The organism is Winogradskyella vidalii (assembly GCF_013403955.1).
GTDB classification, from domain to species: Bacteria; Bacteroidota; Bacteroidia; order Flavobacteriales; family Flavobacteriaceae; genus Winogradskyella; species Winogradskyella vidalii.
Map to the genome: position 1 here is coordinate 135,479 of NZ_JABFDG010000005.1, position 19,237 is coordinate 154,715.

Here is a 19,237-nt window from a genome sequence, read left to right on the forward strand (position 1 = left end):
AACAGCAATTATTTAAATTTATACGAATCAACTTGATGTCACACTTATGTATCGTTTTATATTATTAAGGTTATTTTTGCAGCTTTAATAGGTTAACTTATAATTATGACATTCAATATCGCCTTAACTAAAATTCAGGTTAAAAATTTAGCCGTTAAACTCAATGCCAAAGGCGAACAATTTGTGGTTAAAGGTCATCCTTGGGTATTTTCAAATAGCATTGTTAAAATTAATGACAATGCAAAGACAGGAGATTTAGCGATTATTTTTAGTAAGAATAAAAATAAAGTTATTGGCATTGGTCTGTACGATGCTGAATCACCTATTAGAATAAAAGTTATTCATAATGCAGATACTAAAGTTCAAATTAATGCTGATTTTTTTCAACATAAAATTGAATTAGCTTATGGTAAACGCTTAGAATTATTACAAACTAATACCAATAGTTATCGTTTATTATTTGGCGAAAATGATGGTTTTCCTGGTCTAATTGCAGATGTTTATGATACTGTATTGGTGGTGAAGCTTTATTCTGAAATATGGTTGCCGTATTTAAAACCGATATTAAAGTGTTTACAGCAAATCTCTAAAGCTAAAACTGTGGTGATGCGTTTAAGCAGAAGCTTAGAAAACAGCAATAACCATAGTTTAAAGGATGGCGATGTGATTTTTGGAACACTTGAAAATGACGTTGTAGAATTTGTAGAGCATGGTATTAATTTTTCGGCAAATGTTATTAAAGGGCATAAAACGGGTTATTTTTTAGATCATAGAGCGAATCGAAAACGTGTTGGAGAATTAAGTAAAGGGAAAACCGTTTTAGATGTGTTTTCTTATGCAGGCGGATTTTCAGTACACGCTTTAGCTAATGGAGCAACCGAAGTAACTAGTTTAGATATTAGTAAACAAGCTTTAGATATGGCTCGTGAAAATGGCAAATTGAATGACTATCCTGGGCGGCATAAAACCATCTCAGGTGATGCTTTTGAAGAAATGAGAGCTTTAATTTCTAAAGGAAAAACCTTTGATGTGGTGGTTATTGATCCTCCAAGTTTTGCAAAACAACAGTCGGAAATAGAGTTAGCGAAAAAGAAATATGCGCAGCTTGCGGAGTTAGGGGAGAAGCTGACTTCAAAAGAAGGTATCTTGGTTTTGGCATCTTGTTCTTCTCGAGTTTTAGCACAATCGTTTTTCGATTTAAATTCTAGAGTTTTAAACGCTCAGTCACGACTTTTTGAAACAGAGTTAAAAACGAAACACGATAGTGATCATCCTATTGCTTTCCCTGAAGGCGCTTATTTAAAATGTGGTTATTATCGATTTTTAGAATAATCAAGGACCAAAATCCTTAAAGTTAATTTGTGATAATTTAATGGTTTTAGGGTTTGTTTTTTGGGGTTATCTTAATTTTGAGGCTTAAATTTTAGCAATTCGTAATTTGTTATTATGCATGCATAAGAAATTACAGTATATTTGTAAGTGTAGAATTAAGTTGAATCAATGATTTTTTCATTTTATTAAGTTAGAACAATGCAAACTAAACTCACTGAACTCCTCAATATAAAATACCCTATTATACAAGCGCCCATGTTTTTGGTTTCTAATATAGCGATGGTTACTGAAGCTATGAAAGCAGGGATAGCAGGTTGTATTCCGGCGTTAAATTATAGAACTTTAGATGAGTTAAGAGTTGCTATAAAAGCATTGAAAACGGCAAAAGTTGAAGGAGGTTCTTTCGGTTTTAATCTAATTGTTAACAAATCAAATGTAAAATACAAAGATCAGTTAGAGGTGTTATGTGATGAAGGTTGCGACTTTATAATTACATCGTTGGGAAGTCCAGAGGAAACCATTAAACAAGCTCATGCCGCAGGAATTAAAGTATTTTGTGATGTCACAGACTTAAGATTTGCTAAAAAAGTAGAACAATTGGGAGCAGATGCTGCTATTGCAGTAAATAATGAAGCTGGAGGTCACAGAGGTAATTTATCGCCTGAGGAATTAACACGTTTATTAGATAAAGAATTATCGATTCCTGTTATTTCTGCAGGAGGTGTTGGTTGTAAAGCTGATATTGAAAAGATGTTAGGTTATGGTGCAGCAGGCGTTTCTGTTGGTAGTCCGTTTATTGCCTCAGTAGAAGCAGGTGTTACAGACGAATACAAACAAGCTTGTGTCGATTACGGTGCAAAAGATATAATAATGACCGAGCGTATTTCTGGTACACCGTGTACGGTAATTAATACACCTTATGTTCAAAAAATAGGCACTAAAGCCACTTGGATAGAAAGCGTATTGAATAAGAGTAAAACACTGAAAAAGTGGGTGAAAATGATTCGTTTTTCAATCGGGATGAAAGCCACTGAAAAAGCGGCTAAAAAGGCAACTTATAAAACAGTTTGGGTGGCTGGGCCAAGTATTGAGCACACCAAAGCAATTCGTCCTGTTCAAGAAATTATTCAATATTTAACGGCTTAGGTTGTACTCCCTTTTTTTTCGTCGTTTTCGTTTTTTTCTTGTAAAAATATTAAAAGTGTAACTAGCAATTAAACCTCCAGAAATAGTAGCAACAGCTTCACCTGTGTCAAATTGACCTTTAATGATATACCCATCATACACTTCTTTTGAAAGCCCGGCTAAGGTAGAAATTCCTAGACTGTACCAAAATGCTTTTTTTAAGTTTTTAGTTTTCGAATAGATAATTGTATAGCTTGCTGCAGAAATTCCTGCACCAACAGCTCCATGTAATAAATCATCTTCAGATATAAACTGTGCATGTCCTAAGCTAATTACAGTTAAAGCTAAAATTGTAGTGATGGTTTTCATAGGCTTTTCTTTAAAGCCTTGAAGTATCGTTTTAAATGCTTAATTATCAAATGTATTTGTTTGAGTTGTAGTTTTTACGATGAACTGTAATAATTAGTAGCTGTAAACATGACTTTTAATGAAAATGGTGTGTTTTAGAGGGGCAGAGGGAATTCAATTTGTTGATTTTTTTCTTTCAATAAAATCATCTAAAAGTAAATTGGTCTGACTCTGAAGCTTATTTTTAAAGAACTGCATGCCTCCAAAAAAAATACCTTTAATGCCCATGGCTTGTTTTGCCCATTTATGCAAGTCAAAGGTGTCCGTGTGTTTAATGATCAATCCATCTTTAAATTCAAATTGAGCTTCAATAACATTATGAACTTTTCGTCCTGTTTTGCTAAAGGTGTAAAGTGCTTCCCAATGTGCTGAACCTGTAGTTTCGTTAGCTTCTATATTTGAAAATTCAACTTTAAAATCTTTTCCTTTTTGAGATTCGCAAAGCATTAACCACATGGCTTTTGCGCGTTCACCTTCAAGAGTTCCAAAGGCTGAGTCTTCAAAAACGATGGCATCATGATAACAAGAAGCCATAAGATTACCATCATGATTGTTCAATGCCGTATAAAATTTTTCTATAATGTTTTTCATTTTTTTTTAATTAAGAAAACCGAATAGCTTAAAGATACGTAAGTATAGTGCTATTAATTCATATTTATATTAAAATGGAATTAATTGTTATGAAAAGTAAAAAAGCCATCCTTAATATGATGGCTTTTTTTGTTTAAAGAAATAACTTCTTGCAGATTTTGTAATTTACTGTTTATACACAACTAAAATAAAAGTATAGGCTAACAACATCTACAAGAATATTATTTCAGTTTTATTTTGAAGGTCTTAAAATAAAGACACTTCAAATCGTTTTTTTTAGTTCTCTAAATAGTCTTTTTGTTTTTTTACTGAAACATTAATTTTGTACTGAAGCAATAGTATCATGGCTATAAAAGTGACCACGATTATTAATAGCAAAATTCTTATTTCAGGACCAGCATCACTTAAATCACCTCCGTAAAAAGCAATTTTTCTAAATCCATTTAAGTATTGTGTCACGGGAATATATTGCGCAACACTTGTAATAAAATCAGGTATGGCTAAGGTTGGCCATGTAAAACCACTGAGTATAAATGCTGGAGTAGAAATCACCATTAATAGCTCCGTTGCTTTTAGTTGATTAGGAATCGCAATAGAGAATAACATGCCAATACCCATTGAGGCGAGTGTTAGCAATAGAGTCATAACAATCATTGGGGTATTAAAAATACCAGCCGTAATATTAAAATAGGGAAATAGCAGGCTTATTAATAACCACATACCTGGGAGCATAATTAAAAAAGGGGTTGCTTTTAATATAATGTGATAGAATGCTGATTTACTTTCTTTAGTTAAAATGATAAAATAGCCATCTTCAAAATCTCTTGAAAATACTAAAGCCATAGCTAAGAAAATTACCTGTTGCATAATGGCAGCAAGTAAGCCAGGTAGCATAAATGTAATATAGTTTCCAGTAGAATTATAGAGCTTATTAAAATTTATTTTAAAACTTTCGTAGGTTACCTGGGCTTGTTTTGGATGTAAACCTTGTTTCTTAAGGCCTTCAATCTCTATACCTGCATTCATAGTCATTAAAACAGTACTTATATTTTTACTCGCTGTATTTGCATTCAAAATATTTGCCATATTGAGGTCAATACGTATTTCAGGATGTTTTTTCTGTAATAGGTTTTTTTCAAAATCTGAAGGTAAGGTAATCACTGCTGCGTATTGTTCTACAGGCATTTCATTAACAATGTTTCCATCAGAAGCGCGAACATCAACAACGAGTAAAACTTCATTATCCTCAAATGCATCAATAATTTTATCTGTAGCCGGACTTTGATCTTGATCTATTATTACAATAGGTAAATCGATAACTTTTGCTTGCTGATAGACAAAGCCAAACAAAATACCATAACCAATAGGAGCGCCGAAGAAAATGGCAAGTAAAACACCATTTGAAAAAATGCGTTTAAACTCAATCTTAAGTAAGCTTATAAATTTTTTCATGGCTTAGCTTTTTATAAGAATTGTAGCATTGGTGAAAAATGTTTGTTCAGAAACATCGGTTGTAGGTACAACTTTTAACTCATATATAGATTCTGATAACTGATATAGAGGTGCCGTACTTGTTATGTCTGCATATTGTGCCAATTGTTTTATTGCAACTATCTTGGCTGCTGTTTCTTCTTTGGTGTAGGGATTAACAAGTGTCAGTGCTTTGCCAACTTCAAAATCATAAATTTTAGATTCCGGAATGGTAAATCTAAAATAGACACTGTTTGTTTTATAACCATTAAATAAGGTAAACCCGGGCGTTAGCAATTCACCTTCTTCTAAACTTATGGTTTCAATAGACATGGCTGATGGTGCAATGACATATTGTTCGTTAGAAGCTGATAAAACTTCTTCTTTTGCACCAAGCGCACGGTCTAATTGGCCTTCAGCTTGTTCTATTTGTTCAGAGCGTGTTCCTTTTTTTACTTCATCGCGTTTGGCTTCTAAACTAGCGACTTGTGCTTTTGCCATGTTGAGTTTCATCTTTACTTCGTCAAATTGCTGTTGGCTTACTAAAGAATCCTGATACATGTTTTGTAATCTTCGGAATGATTCTTGAGCAAATTCCAACTGTGCTTTTCCGGCTGCTAATTGGCCTTCTATCTGGCTGAATTGTTCGGATGTTGCGCCATTAAAGGCCATGTTTAACTGCCCTTGAGCAGCTTTAATTGCTCCTTCGGCTTGAAGCATTTTAGCATTCACTTCAGGAATATTAATCAATGCAAGGGTATCGCCTTTTTTTACGGTTTGGCCTTCTTCAACATAAACAGCTTGGATTCGACCCGCTATTTTACTGCTTATCGCAATGGTTTCAAACTTTACTTTACCTCGGTTTGGAGTGATTTTTTCATGATTACAAGATTGTAAAAGGAAGAGTGTTAAAAAGCTTAATGTTAGAGTTTTATAAGTGTTCATTTTATGTCGTTTAAGATTGATTAATAAGTGAGAAGGCCTTTAGCATGAAGTAAGTCTGCAACAGCTCTTCGTTCGTTATAATAGGATTCTTGAAGTTTGAAATTTGCTTTTTCTACATCGTTTAAAGCATCGAGTACATCATTAATTGAGGCTAAATTGTTTTTGTATTGTTGGTCAACAAGGTTGTAGGTTTCACTAGCTAATTCAATTTCTTTTTCAACTATTTTAGTGTTTTCTAAGGCGGCTTCATAAGTTAATTGTGATTGTGTAATACTTAAAGCTATCTTTTCTTCGGCATCTTCGATTTTTTCTCTGAGAACTTGACTTTCTAATTCCGCTTTTTTCTTTTTTAAGCGGGAGGAATTACCGTCAAAGACGTTCCATTGTATACCAGCGCCAATATACCATTGAGGGTCTAATAAAGATAAATCATCTTCTATAAATTCGTAATGTCCTTTTAAAGCAATTTTAGGAATAAAGCTACTTTTTTCCATTTTTACCTTATAATTTGTAGCAATCTCTGCTTCTTCTAAGGCTTTTACTTCATTGCGTTTTTCAGCATTTGAAGCTGCATTATAAGTAAATAACTGCAGTTGTGGTTGAAGCAATTTTAAGCTGGCTTTAGGTTCTCCTGTCAGCTGATGAAGCACTTCTATTAAGAGAATATTTTTATGGTTAAAATCGAGTTGTTTTGCAGCGAGCTGTTGTTGGGCAAGTTCAATTTTTTTTCGACTTATAGGTGTTGCTAAACCATTCTCAATCGCTTTTTTGACATAAAAAGTCTGTTCATTGAGATAGTTTTCTGTGGTGGTTAATACCCTTTTAGAGGCTTTAACAAGTGCGAGTTTATCATAAGTTTCAATAATTTGTAATGCAATTTTATCTGCTTCGGCAAGTCCGGCATATTTTACTGAGGATTCTTTGTGTTTACTGGCCTTAAGAGCGTTGCTAGCCTCAAAGCCACTAAATAAAACCCAGTCTAAATCTACTGAGGATTTTAGAATGTCTTTGTCTTGCAAGTTTGCGGCTTCTTGCAAAGGAATATTATCAGGAAACTCGGAATTAAATGGCAGTCCTAAGGCATCTTTAATAATTAGTTTTTGAGTTTCTATTAGTAAAGTTTGTGTGTCGTCATCAAAAGTGATATCGTCATTTAAGCGTGTGTAGCTTCCATTAAAAGTAATTTTAGGTAAGAATACAGATTTTGCCATTTTTTGGTCAATTACGGCTTGTTCTGATTCTATTTGATTACTTTTTAGAGTATGATTTTTATTGAGTCCTTTATGGATTAAATCCTTTAATGTCGGGTCTAATTCTTGTGCTGAAAGTGTGGTTGTAAATCCGACAAGAAATACCAGTAAGACACAATTTAATGCGACTTTTTTTAGGTTCATTTTACATGGCTTTTAATTACTATACAAAGGTATTATTGAAATTAGAATTTATTTTTGACCTATATCAAAAAGTGATGCTATTTACGCTTTAATTAATGGAATCTTGGCTTCTGATGCGGCTTAAAGTTTCTTGTGCCATTCCTAAGTAAGAAGCAATGTGTCCTAACGGAACTTGATAGGCAATATCTGGAAATTCAGCCAGCATATAATCGTAGCGTTCTCTTGCGGTTTGAAATTGAATAGCATTGAGTTTGTTGAACACATTTGTTAACATTTCGGTAATGACGAGACGGCCCAATTTTTCCATTTTTGGGTATTTAGAAAATAAGCGCTCTAAGTTTTCTTTAGAAATAAGGAATAAAACGGAATCTTCAAGAACTTCTAAATAGTATAAGCTTGGTTTTTTTTGAAAAAAGCTATCAGCACTAGACATAAATTTACCAGTCCCAAAAAACCATTGTGTAATTTCTTTTTGGTTATCATTGAGGTAATAACTTCTTCCCATACCTTGTTCTACAAAATACAAGTATTTACAAATTTCACCTTGTTTAACGAGTATTTCATTTTTAGAGACTGATTTCATTGTAAAATGATTGAGAATATCATGTAATTCAGCTTCTGAAAATTGTACTAACTCATTTAAGGTATCGGAAAAACTCATAAATAGGATGGACTTATATGATAATTTATAAAAGCTAAGCTAATTGAATTTTAGACTAGAAACAAATGAAATAGAAGTAGAGTAGAGAAGTCCGTTATTGCGATATTTAGTATCCTCAAATTTTAATAAAACTTATGGAATTTAACGTCTGATTTTATCCATTAATTTTTGCAAATTAGAATATACAAATACATTCGTTTTGGCATAGTAAAACGAAATAAAACAAACCACAGACAAGAAGATAATAGCACCAATAATGGCTTGCCAAGGTAATAGTGTTCTGCCAATAATTGTATTTAAACCAAGACCTGTAAAACTTCCATATATAATAATAAAGTGAATGACATATATCGATAAGGTTTTTTGCCCAATTTTTAAAATTAGTGGTTTTTTTAGGTAATTCTCAGCCAAATAAAATAATGAGAATATGACTAAAACATTTCCTAGCCTAATAAATAAATAATTATAGTTAGCAACGGCTGTAAATATTGGTAAATTAAACAGATTGTCAATTAACAGGAATAAATCAGAAGACCTATTTACGAGAAGCATACCAATGATAAAAAAACTAGACACTATGGCAAACTTAAACTTAGGGCGCTCAACATACTTATAAAATAGCGTAGAGATAAAAGCACCAAAGGCCACATAGCCAAACCAAGGGATGATAGTAAAAACAGAACCATTTTCTTTGGTTAAGTAGTTTGAAAATACAACCGGAACTTCAGGTAATTCTAAATAACGATATAAGGGTTCTGTCATAAAAATCACAAAACCTAGAATGAGCATCAGTAAAGAGAAAAACAATGTTTTTTTAAAGGTTAACTTATAAATAAATACAACAAGTATTAGTGATAAACCTATACACTGAAGAACATCAACGACTAAAAAATAGGTATTGAATCTTCCTAAAAGCCATTCAAAAATAGGAGCACGCAATAAATAACCAATGCCAATGAGCATCAAGCCTCGCATTAGCCCTTTTTTCATACGTGCTTTAATCTTGCCACTTTGTTTGGCTCTAATTAATAGATAAGAAAAGATAAGTCCAGATATGGTGAAAAAAGTTGGCGCTGTTATACCTCTAAAATATTCCCAAACTCTATATGCGGTGTTCGTTTGGTCTCTGTAAGAAACATCTAATAAGGTGTCAACAAAATGCCCTTGCAACATCATTAAGATGGCAAATGCTCTTACGGCATCGATAAAATATAGGCGGTTGGTACTCAAAAATTAATGTTTGGTTGGTAAAGGTAGTTTTTTTGATATAAAATGAAATTATTTGCTTTCTATTTTAATAGTTACCCCTAAAAAATGATATTGTTATTAAAAAATATAGATTCTCTTTTAGGAGCTTTTATTTCAAATTAGCGTTATAGCGCTTTCTTTTTATAAGTGGTACTTCAAATTTTAACATTATACGTACCATTTTTTTTCAATCAGGTAAGTGCACTATTTTTTTATGCTATAAAAATGAATCTTTTACTCTAGATTTTGACAAAATACAAGCTATAATATTAGGATTTGTTTATAAGACATCAACAGAATGTTATCACAATATTAAGGATCTTTATTTCATAGTCTACATGGCTCTCATGTAACAAATCTACCCCGTTTTTGTATCATATTTACGCTTTAAAACTACGCTATTTCTTGAATTTTGAATCAAATAATTAATCATTGTTTGAATTAATGAAGTTTAAAAAACTTTTTAAATCAAAAAAGCTAACAAGGTATCAGATAAGGGAACTTCTCTTTGGAGTTCTCTTCCTGATTCTAATTTTATTCTTAACAACTATTATTTAATCAAAATGTTGAAAAATTACTTTTTCATTTTACTCACATTACTTATAACTTATACTATAAGTGGACAAGATTTCATCGCTATCACAGGGAAGGTAACTGATGCTGATTCTAAAGAAATTTTATCTGGTACCTATATTGTGTTTAAAACACAAGACAACCAGGTTATTAAAGGAACTAGTACTGATGATTTTGGAAACTTTACGTTAAATACATCACGTAGAGGTGATTTTAGTCTTGAAGTAAGTTATTTAGGATTTCAAACTAAAGACATCGCCATTGATATTGAAGATAAAGATATTAATCTTGGAGACATAGAACTTTCTGCTCAGGCAGATTCTTTAGATGAAATTACAATTTTAGGCAGCTTAGAAGAAAAACAACGTGCCCTAAATGAACAACGTAATGCTGACAATATAAAAAATGTAATTTCTGCTGATTTAATCGGAAGATTTCCAGATTTAAATGTAGCAGAGGCACTTCAGCGTGTGCCTGGTATAAATATTCAACGCGATAAAGGAGAGGGCTCTACGGTTAGTGTTAGAGGAACACCTGCGCATTATACAACCATACAAATTAACGGTGAGCAGATTCCGAGTGCGCAACAAAGTGGTGCTAGAAATGAAGCTTTAGACCTTATTCCTGCTGATCAACTTTCAAGAATGGAAATAACCAAAGCACCAACACCAGATATGGATGGCGATGCTATAGGTGGTGTGGTTAATTTACAAACTCCAGTAGCGCGAAAAAAGAAAATCCGATTAAAGGCGGAATCTGCACTAGGCTATGGCGATTTATCAGGCGACCTTAATGGCATTGGTAAATTGAGAATAGATAAACGTTTTTTTAGTTCAGAAAACGTAAAAGAAGGTAAGTTGGGCGTCATCTTAGGCGGCAGTTTTTATCAAAACAATAATGCTGAAGATCGCATTGATGCCGCGTGGGGAGGAACAGAAACACCTGTTGAAAACTTAGAAAATTCCATTCTTACTTTAGATGATTACCAATACCGAGTTACACAAAATTTACGAACAAGAATCGGTGCTACAGCAACTATAGATTATAAGTTTAATGATAAACATAATCTGGTTTTTAATTATATGTATAATCGACGTGAAGATAATGATCTTAGAAACCGTTTACGATTCGATATGGATAGAGGCGGAAGTGTTTATGAAACTTTAGATTCTATTACGGATGGACGCATACGAAGAGATATCAACATTTTTGATGAGCTAAAAGAGAATCACACGTATAATTTACAAGGGAATCATGCTTTAGGAGCTTGGTCAATAGATTGGGGCGCTTTCTATGCAAAATCACAGCGCGAATTTACGTCAGATAGAGGTGATTTTGCTAGAGATGAAGTCACGATAATTGCAGATAATCCGGGTGGAATTTATAATGATGTTCCCTATTTCCGATTGTCTTCGGAAGATGAAAGCATGTATAATCCATTTTTATATAATGATTTTAGACGTTACGAAGAAGATTTTGAAACCACAGATGCCGACCATATTGTTGGAAAAATTAATATCCGTAAAACGTTTAACTTTCTAAATGAATACGCAGGTTATTTCAAATTTGGTGCAAAGGTTAGAAGTCAGACCAACTCAAAATATAGAGATAATCAAGTTTTTGCTTTTAATGACCCTAATAATTTACTCAATTTAGAAGAATCTTTTTTACGTGTGCTAACGGGAAAAGAACCAGACGAATTTTTGAATGAAGACTATCGTTTTGGACCGTTAATTGGTCGCAATGAATTTCAAAATTATATTGAAACAAATAGACGCTTATTAACCACTTCTGATGACGCGTGGGATTCGCAACGTTTGTCTTTAAGTGATACTTATGATGCTTATGAAGATATATACGCTGCCTATGCGATGTTTCATTTACAATGGAATAAGTTACTGATTCTAGGAGGTGTTCGTGTAGAACAAACGGATGTTAATTATGATGCTTTTGAAGTTGTAAGAGTCGGTATAGATGTGCAAGGCCAACCCATAAGTGGTGGCAGTAATTATAATTTTGTGTTGCCTAATCTTCACTTAAAATATAGCTTAGATGACTACACTAACCTAAGGTTATCGGGAGTGTTCAATTATGCCAGACCTAACTTTGTGGACTTAGTTCCTTATGTAAATTATGATGCAGATGCTGTTACGTTATTAATTGGGAATCCAGAATTACTTCCTGCAGAGGCTTTTAATTTAGATGCCATGTATGAAAAGTACTTTAGTAACGTCGGTGTCATTTCGGTAGGGTTGTTTTATAAAAAGATTAATAATTTTCAGTTTACAAGAATCGATCCTTCTTTAGCTGCAGATTTCCCAGGCTATCCAAATACACAAGGCTTTCAATTTGAACAAGAACAAAACGGAGAAGAAGCTTTAGTAGCAGGTGTTGAAGTTAATTTTGTACGGGCTTTAAATTTCCTGCCAGGATTTTTAAAACACTTAAGTATTGATGGAAATTATACTTATACGTATTCGGATGCTTTTACGCAAGATAGAGATAATATCAGTCTGCCAGGTCAAGCTGAACATACCTTTAATACAGCTTTATCGGGTGATTTTGGGAACTTTACAGGGCGTATTTCTGCCAACTATAATGGCACGTTTGTAAACTCTTTAGCGAGTCAGGCTCAAGATGATATTTTTCAAGAGCACCGCTTACAATTAGATGCTAATGCTTCATATCAATTCACCAAACGTTTACGAATTTTTACAGAGTTTACCAATATTACAAATGCACCTAGTGTAAGATACCAAGGCGAAAGAAATCGCATTTCTAGAATAGCCTATTTTGGTTGGTTGGCAAGACTTGGACTAAGCTATAGAATATAAATAAAGCAAAAATGAAAAAAATTATACCAATTATTTGTCTTGTATTAAGTCTCGTAGCTTGTGAGCGCGAGTCTGACTTTACCTATGCAGCGCCTAGCCTTATTACATCGTATGAAGGTAATACAACTGTAATTCAAGAACCTGGTAATGAAGTCTATTTAGATTTTAAGTTACAAGCTGCTTCAGGTTTATCTTCATTTGTAGTACACAAAGATGGTGCTCTTTATTATGAACAAGCTTTTATTGAAGGTGAAATTAGCTATGATTATGAATTTAATTATATAGTGCCAGAAGATTCCGAATTAGGAGACGAATCTACTTTTACCTTTTTATTATTAGATAATGAAGGCAGAGAAGTAAGTTATAGTTATACTATTCAGGTAAATGTTACTTTTTCGGAAACGGAAGAAGATATAAACGGTACATCTGTCATTAAACTTAAAGGAAAATCTAACAATGACTATTTAATGGAGGCCAATTTGGTGTATCTCATTGATAGTACATTTTCAATTGAAAATAATAGTAGACTCACTATTGAACCTGGTACTAATGTGTATTTTAAAACGTACGACAATGATATTGTGTCTAGATTGATGATTGCAAGAGGCTCTCGAATTCAAGCTGAAGGCACGGCAGAATCGCCAATAATTTTTACAAGTGACAAATTATTATATAATGAAACACCAACTACAGAAGATTGGGGTGGCATATATTTATTTGGACAAGCACCTACAAATGCTGGTGCTACCATACTCGACGCTGGTTTTCTGTATGGTGGTAATATTCCCAATGATAGTTCAGGGCGTTTGTCTTATGTAAGGATAGAATACACAGGTAAAGATGGTTCTAATGCGTTAAATATGTTTGGCGTAGGTTCTAATACTCAAATAGATCATATCCATGTGTATAGAAATGAGAATATTGCTTTCCGATTAAAAGGTGGTCGTGTTAATTTAAAATATATCGCAGGTATTGGTCATGGTGGTTACGGCGTTTGGGCCGAACATGGTTGGCAAGGTAATGGTCAGTTTTGGATTTTTCAAACAGATATTGCAGCAACCTTAGTGCCTGTTAATTACTGGAATCAAGCTCGATCTATTGAAATGCGAAATGATGAAGGTAATTTCTTAAAAGAACCACGTACACGGTTTCAAATTTCTAATGTAACGCTTATCGGAAATGGTTATACAGATGATGTCGATTCGGGGACACGTCGTGGTGTTCGTATTCGCCGTGGTGCTCATGGTGTATTGCAGAATTTAGCCGTTACCGAGTTTCCTAATGACGGTGTTCGTGTTGAAGATTTAGATATCGATGAGTTAGGTGATACAATGATTTTAGACCATACTAGAGCTTTTAATAACAACATTAATTACGAACAAGAAGCGGAATCTTTTTTCTTAGATAATCCGGACTTTGATGTCACTACAGGTAACTCAGGTGTCACTTTAAATAATTTTGTAGGCTCTGTGGAATCGTCATTCAATCCAATAGAATTAGGGAATTGGTTTTCTGAGGCCTCATTTATTGGTGCTGTTGAAAACACGTCTAACGATTGGACAACAGAAGGCAATTGGTTTAAAAATTTAGATGGAACAATTAGATAAACGTTAAAACAATAAAAATTAGAACATTAAATTATGAACACAAACAAAACAATTGGAAAAAAAATAGTGATCCTTTTCGGATTAGCTTGTTTATTATCTGTAGCAAGTTGTAGCTCAGATGATGAAGGCGGAACTGTTACACCTTCTGCGGCGTTACCAATAATTAGCGTTAATGGTGATTCTGAAGGCATAGTGCGAAGCGGTTCAGCTATTGAAGTCGATTTAAACTTTGTAGCAGAAGCAGGTAACCAATCTTTAGTCGTAAACAGAAATGGAGGCTTATTAGAAGAAATTTCATTAGATGCAGCTGCTGATAGCTTTACATATAATACACAAGTTATTCCTGATGATGCTGAAGAAGGCGAAGTATTTGAATTTGAATTTATTTTAGTAGATACTCAAAATCAAGAATCAACACCAGTGTCTTACAGTGCTAATACTGCAGTGTATGATACGATTGAGATAGGTGGAACTTCAGTTTATGAGGTTACTATTCCTGAATTTGGTATTGTTAGCTCAGGTACATCTATTAAATTTATTGAAGGTCGAGATTATTTTATAGGTGGTTCATTAGATTTTGATAGTGGTTCTAGTTTTACAGTAGAAGCAGACGTTACAATTTATATGGCAGCTGGTTTAGAAGACAGCGCAGGTATAACTGCAAACAGTGGTTCTGTTGTTGCCATTGAAGGTTCAGCTTCAAACCCAATCGTAATAACGTCTAGCAATGTATTAACAGGAAATGCAGAATCTGGAGATTGGGATCGTTTTGAATTAGAAGAAACAGAAAATGCTATTTTGAGATATGTACGAATGGAATATGCTACTACAAGTCTTAGATTAGATGCTGTAGATAATAGCAACACAGTAGAATATATTCAATCTTATTATTCTTCTGAAGAAGGTTTTTATACTAGTAATGGTAACGTAAATTTTAAATATTTAATCAATACAAAATCTGGAGATACAGGTTTCCGTTTTGGAGATGCATATACAGGTAAGATGCAATTTATAATTACCCAAGGTGAAGATCATGATGAAACAGAATTTTATGTAAGAGAAAATGCGTCTATCATTGCTTCCAACCTCACTTTATTAGGACCAGGAGAAGATGCTGAAGAAGGTGGTGATATTATAGAAATTAATTCCTCTGCAAATACATTTAAAATCTATAATTCAATTATATCGCAATCTGTTGATGAAGATATTAAGTTTGATGGTGATATGCCAATTTCAGATTTACAAGGTGATAATGTATTAGCGTATTCTTATTTTTTCAATAATGACGATCCATTAAAAGATAATGCTATCGATTTCTTTGGAACTTTTGACGAAGACGGCACGTTGCTTACAAATCCGTTTTATAATAACGCAATTACAGGAGGTAGTGACCCTGATGACCTTGATTTTGAAGAAATTGATGGTATCGACGTTGATCAATTTGTACCAAATACAAGTGTCACGGCAAAAGAATCATTTAATCCTAGTACGGTAGATGCATTTTTTACTTCTGTAACTTTTGTAGGTGCCGTTGAAAATGCTGAAAACGATTGGACTACAGGTTGGGTAAAGAATGTAGACGGCTCTATACGATAATTAAATTAGTTTTTTAATTTTTTCTTTTTAAGCTGAGCGATTCATTTCGTTCAGCTTTTACCTATTAACGTATTAATCTATTACTTATGAAAATTATTTTTATTGGCTTACTGAGTTTATACTTTGGTATAGCCTTTTCCCAACCGCCAGAAAAGAATAAAGCACCTAAAGTTCAACAAATAGCTTATAAAGCGTCACCAAGACCAGATCGCATTATTTTAAGTCATGGCGAAAATAGCATTTATGAACAAACCGTCACTTGGCGAACAGATTATTCCATAACTAATGCTGTCGCAGAATTAACAGAACTGACCTCTGGTATTGATTTTGACGATGATGTAAAGAAATTTAAAGCGATTTCAGAAAAAGTTATAACTATAGATGAAATTGTACAATATCACCACGTCTCTTTTTCAGACTTAGAAGCCGATACTTATTATGCTTATCGCGTTGGAGGTAATGATTATTGGAGCGAGTGGATTCAGTTTAAAACACCACCAAATAAGGACGAAGCCTTTAGCTTTATTTATATGGGAGATGCACAAAATGACTTATTTACCAAATGGTCTCGCGTGGTTAGAGAAGCTTTTATGGCACGTCCTAAAGCAAAATTTATGTTGCATGCAGGTGATCTTATTAATCATGCTGAAAATAATTACGAATGGGGAGAGTGGTTTCAATCCATCTCGTTTATTTCTAAAGTGATGCCACAGTTTGTGGTTGTTGGAAATCATGAGTATGTTAAAGTAGATGGGCATAAAACAGGAATATCCTCTTTAGTGGATCCACAATTTAATTTCCCAAAGAATGGTATTGAAGGTTTAGACGATACAAATTATTTTATGGATTATCTCAATATGAAATTAGTGGTTCTTAATTCTAATGAAAAAATAGAAGAACAAGCCATTTGGTTAGATGAGGTATTATCAAAAAATGATAAAAAATGGATTGTGGTAAGTTTTCATCATCCTATAATTTCTGGTGCTGAAGGCCGAGAAAATAAAGGGATAATGGAACATTGGAAACCAATATTAGACCATTATAAAGTAGATTTAGTGCTTCAGGGACATGATCATGTTTATGGAAGAGGGCGTTCAATCGGTTCAGAGGAAGCGCTATCGAATAAAGATTCAAAAACAGTTTATGTGGTATCGGTTAGTGGTCGTAAAATGTATGATGTAAGTAATCATCCTTGGATGGAGAAAAAGGCACAAAATAAACAATTCTATCAGCTTATAGATATTGATGATAACCAGTTAGAATATAGAGCATACACTACAGATAATGAGATTTTTGATGCTTTTAGACTTACGAAATCTAATGGTAAAACAAAATTTAAAGTCCTTAATAACTAATGAAACCGATACGGCTTTTAAGAATTATATTTTCCTTTTGTTGTGGTTTGTTTTGTCAGATACATACGGCTCAAAATAAGAGTACTATCATTAAAGAGAATAATAAATTAGTAATCTCAAATGCTAAAGTTAAGTTCACTTATCTATTTAATGATGGTAAATTAGCCTTACAAAGTATCACGGATTTAGAGAATAATTCTGAATTGCTATTAATAAAACCAATATCAGATTTCTATTTAATAGATGAATCTACTGAAACCTCTGATGTTCAGTTTAAAATTCAACCAAGTTCAAAAGAAAACAACTATGCTGAAGCTGAGATAATTTATAGGCAAGATTTACTTTGGGTAAAACGAGTTCTACGTCTTTACGACGAAGCTTCAATGCTTAAAACAACGTATTTCTTAAAAGGTCAATCAAGCGCAGTAAAGTGGGAATCAGTAGTTGAGTCTGATAACGAGCTGATTGAAAGTCAACACGAAACGGTTCAACAGAAAAGTCATTTAGCCCAATTACAACTCAATTTTAAACACGCTAAATTTAAGAGTGTTGCCTTTAATGATGCAACAGACCATAATGATAATCTTGTTATAGAAAACGAATTTATGGCTTTTGGTGAAGCAAAGTATATAGCTGCAAATATGTTATTCGTTGAGTTTTCTGAAGCAAATCAGTCTATTTCCATTTTAAAAGAAGCACCACTTGGTTTTAGTCAACAAGCCTATCCTGGATTTGATTTTACCATCAGTAATTCACAAATAAGTTTACATGGTTTAGGAATCACACCACAAGATTTAGACACAGATGAATGGGTGAGGGGTTATGGTTATGCGATTGGGTTGAGCAGTAATATTACCTCTCAGTTGCATCTAAATTTATTACAATATCAAAAACAAGATACCTTCAATAGATTAGATAATAAAGCGTTTATAAGTTCAAATACTTGGGGTGATCGCAGTAAAGATGGGAGAATGAATGAAGCATTTATTTTTCAAGAAATTGAAAAAGCGAAAACATTAGGAATAACCGATTTACAGTTAGATGATGGTTGGCAGCAAGGCTTATCTAAAAATTCATTTTCAGAAGCAGGCAGTATTTGGGACGATTGGCAAAAGAACGATTGGCAACCACACCAAGAACGATTTCCTAATGGTTTTCTGCCTATCATAGCTAAAGCCAAAGCATCAGGTATAAAATTAGGTTTATGGTTTAATCCAACAAAGACAGATGATTACATAAACTGGAAAAGAGATGCTGAAATATTAATTGATTATTATGTGAAATATGGCTTTACAAATTTTAAAATTGATGGTGTTGCACTTGGAAGTAAACTAGCAGAAATTCGTTTTAGAAAATTTTTAGATTATGTAAAAGAAAAGACGAATCATAATGCGGTTTTTAACTTAGATGTTACGGCAGGAAACCGAGGTGGCTACTTTTATTTTACAGAATATGGTACCATTTTTTTAGAAAATAGATATACGGACTGGGGTAATTATTATCCCTACCGAACCTTACGCAATTTATGGCATTTAGCAGCTTATGTACCTAGTGAAAACTTTCAGATAGAATTCTTGAATGTCAATCGAAATCTACATAAATATAAAAAGCAACAATTTGCACCTGCTATTGCAGGTTTAGATTATAGTTTTGCGGTTACCATGGCGGCACAGCCTTTAGCTTGGATGGAACTAAGTGGATTAGAAACTATTTCTCAAGATTTTGTTGAAATAATAAGCGACTATAAAAAAATAGCACCAGATTTAAATAAAGCCGTAAAATTACCCATAGGTGAAGCACCTGATGGACGTTCATTTACAGGGTTTCTTGCTGTAAATGATATGGCTTCAAATTATTTAATAGCTTATCGTGAAGCGACTGAAAATGCATCTTATGATTTTGAATTACCAACTAATATCAACTCAGTAAAGCAACTTTTTGGTGATGCTACTGCGTTTGAATTACTTTCAAAAAATACTATTAAAATCACATTTAAAGCGTCATGGGATTTTGCTGTGTTTAAGGTTGATTAATTATAATAAGACCTCAAAGGTTTTCCTTGCCTTCGTTTAAAGTTACGAAGAATGAAGATAACCTT

General features: G+C 33.3%; 14 protein-coding genes. 7 read left to right on the forward strand and 7 right to left on the reverse strand.

Annotation, left to right across the window (positions count from 1 at the left end):
• The first annotated feature begins 105 nt into the window (after positions 1–105).
• Both HM982_RS12660 and HM982_RS12665 read left to right on the forward strand, forming a co-directional pair.
• Positions 106–1,332: a class I SAM-dependent rRNA methyltransferase gene (locus HM982_RS12660; RefSeq protein ID WP_179353611.1), complete on the forward strand. Its 1,227-nt coding sequence runs from the start codon at positions 106–108 to the stop codon at positions 1,330–1,332.
• A gap of 198 nt (positions 1,333–1,530) precedes the next feature.
• Complete coding sequence (locus tag HM982_RS12665) at positions 1,531–2,478, forward strand: NAD(P)H-dependent flavin oxidoreductase (RefSeq protein WP_179353612.1); 948 nt, start codon at positions 1,531–1,533, stop codon at positions 2,476–2,478.
• On the opposite strand, the gene HM982_RS12670 is transcribed toward HM982_RS12665, so the two are convergent.
• The 7 genes from HM982_RS12670 to HM982_RS12700 all read right to left on the reverse strand — a co-directional run bounded on the left by HM982_RS12670 (position 2,467) and on the right by HM982_RS12700 (position 9,156).
• Complete coding sequence (locus HM982_RS12670) at positions 2,467–2,826, reverse strand: hypothetical protein (RefSeq protein ID WP_179353613.1); 360 nt, start codon at positions 2,824–2,826, stop codon at positions 2,467–2,469. The genes HM982_RS12665 and HM982_RS12670 overlap by 12 nt on opposite strands.
• A gap of 153 nt (positions 2,827–2,979) precedes the next feature.
• Positions 2,980–3,456, reverse strand: coding sequence for a nuclear transport factor 2 family protein (locus tag HM982_RS12675; protein WP_179353614.1), 477 nt, complete (start codon positions 3,454–3,456; stop codon positions 2,980–2,982).
• Positions 3,457–3,732: 276 nt separating this feature from the next.
• Positions 3,733–4,908, reverse strand: coding sequence for an ABC transporter permease (locus HM982_RS12680; protein ID WP_179353615.1), 1,176 nt, complete (start codon positions 4,906–4,908; stop codon positions 3,733–3,735).
• Between the two features lie 3 nt (positions 4,909–4,911).
• Positions 4,912–5,871 (reverse strand): HlyD family secretion protein, encoded by a 960-nt coding sequence (locus HM982_RS12685; protein ID WP_179353616.1) that lies wholly within the window; start codon positions 5,869–5,871, stop codon positions 4,912–4,914.
• A gap of 20 nt (positions 5,872–5,891) precedes the next feature.
• On the reverse strand, positions 5,892–7,265 hold the full coding sequence (locus tag HM982_RS12690) for a TolC family protein (RefSeq protein ID WP_179353617.1): 1,374 nt from the start codon (positions 7,263–7,265) through the stop codon (positions 5,892–5,894).
• Between the two features lie 88 nt (positions 7,266–7,353).
• Positions 7,354–7,926 (reverse strand): Crp/Fnr family transcriptional regulator, encoded by a 573-nt coding sequence (locus HM982_RS12695; protein ID WP_179353618.1) that lies wholly within the window; start codon positions 7,924–7,926, stop codon positions 7,354–7,356.
• A gap of 141 nt (positions 7,927–8,067) precedes the next feature.
• Positions 8,068–9,156 carry a heparan-alpha-glucosaminide N-acetyltransferase domain-containing protein gene (locus HM982_RS12700; RefSeq protein ID WP_179353619.1) on the reverse strand — a complete coding sequence of 363 codons (1,089 nt, stop codon included), beginning with the start codon at positions 9,154–9,156 and terminating at the stop codon, positions 8,068–8,070.
• A gap of 584 nt (positions 9,157–9,740) precedes the next feature.
• Here HM982_RS12700 and HM982_RS12705 point away from each other — a divergent pair.
• From HM982_RS12705 to HM982_RS12725, 5 genes are all read left to right on the forward strand, one after another.
• Complete coding sequence (locus HM982_RS12705; protein ID WP_179353620.1) at positions 9,741–12,581, forward strand: TonB-dependent receptor; 2,841 nt, start codon at positions 9,741–9,743, stop codon at positions 12,579–12,581.
• A gap of 11 nt (positions 12,582–12,592) precedes the next feature.
• Complete coding sequence (locus HM982_RS12710; RefSeq protein ID WP_218849840.1) at positions 12,593–14,188, forward strand: hypothetical protein; 1,596 nt, start codon at positions 12,593–12,595, stop codon at positions 14,186–14,188.
• A 33-nt stretch (positions 14,189–14,221) separates the two neighbouring features.
• Positions 14,222–15,784, forward strand: coding sequence for a hypothetical protein (locus tag HM982_RS12715; RefSeq protein ID WP_179353621.1), 1,563 nt, complete (start codon positions 14,222–14,224; stop codon positions 15,782–15,784).
• An 86-nt stretch (positions 15,785–15,870) separates the two neighbouring features.
• Positions 15,871–17,139: a purple acid phosphatase family protein gene (locus HM982_RS12720; RefSeq protein WP_179353622.1), complete on the forward strand. Its 1,269-nt coding sequence runs from the start codon at positions 15,871–15,873 to the stop codon at positions 17,137–17,139.
• Positions 17,139–19,172, forward strand: a complete 2,034-nt coding sequence (locus HM982_RS12725; protein WP_179353623.1) for an alpha-galactosidase — start codon at positions 17,139–17,141, stop codon at positions 19,170–19,172. The genes HM982_RS12720 and HM982_RS12725 overlap by 1 nt, the downstream gene beginning before the upstream one ends.
• Positions 19,173–19,237: the final 65 nt, after the last annotated feature.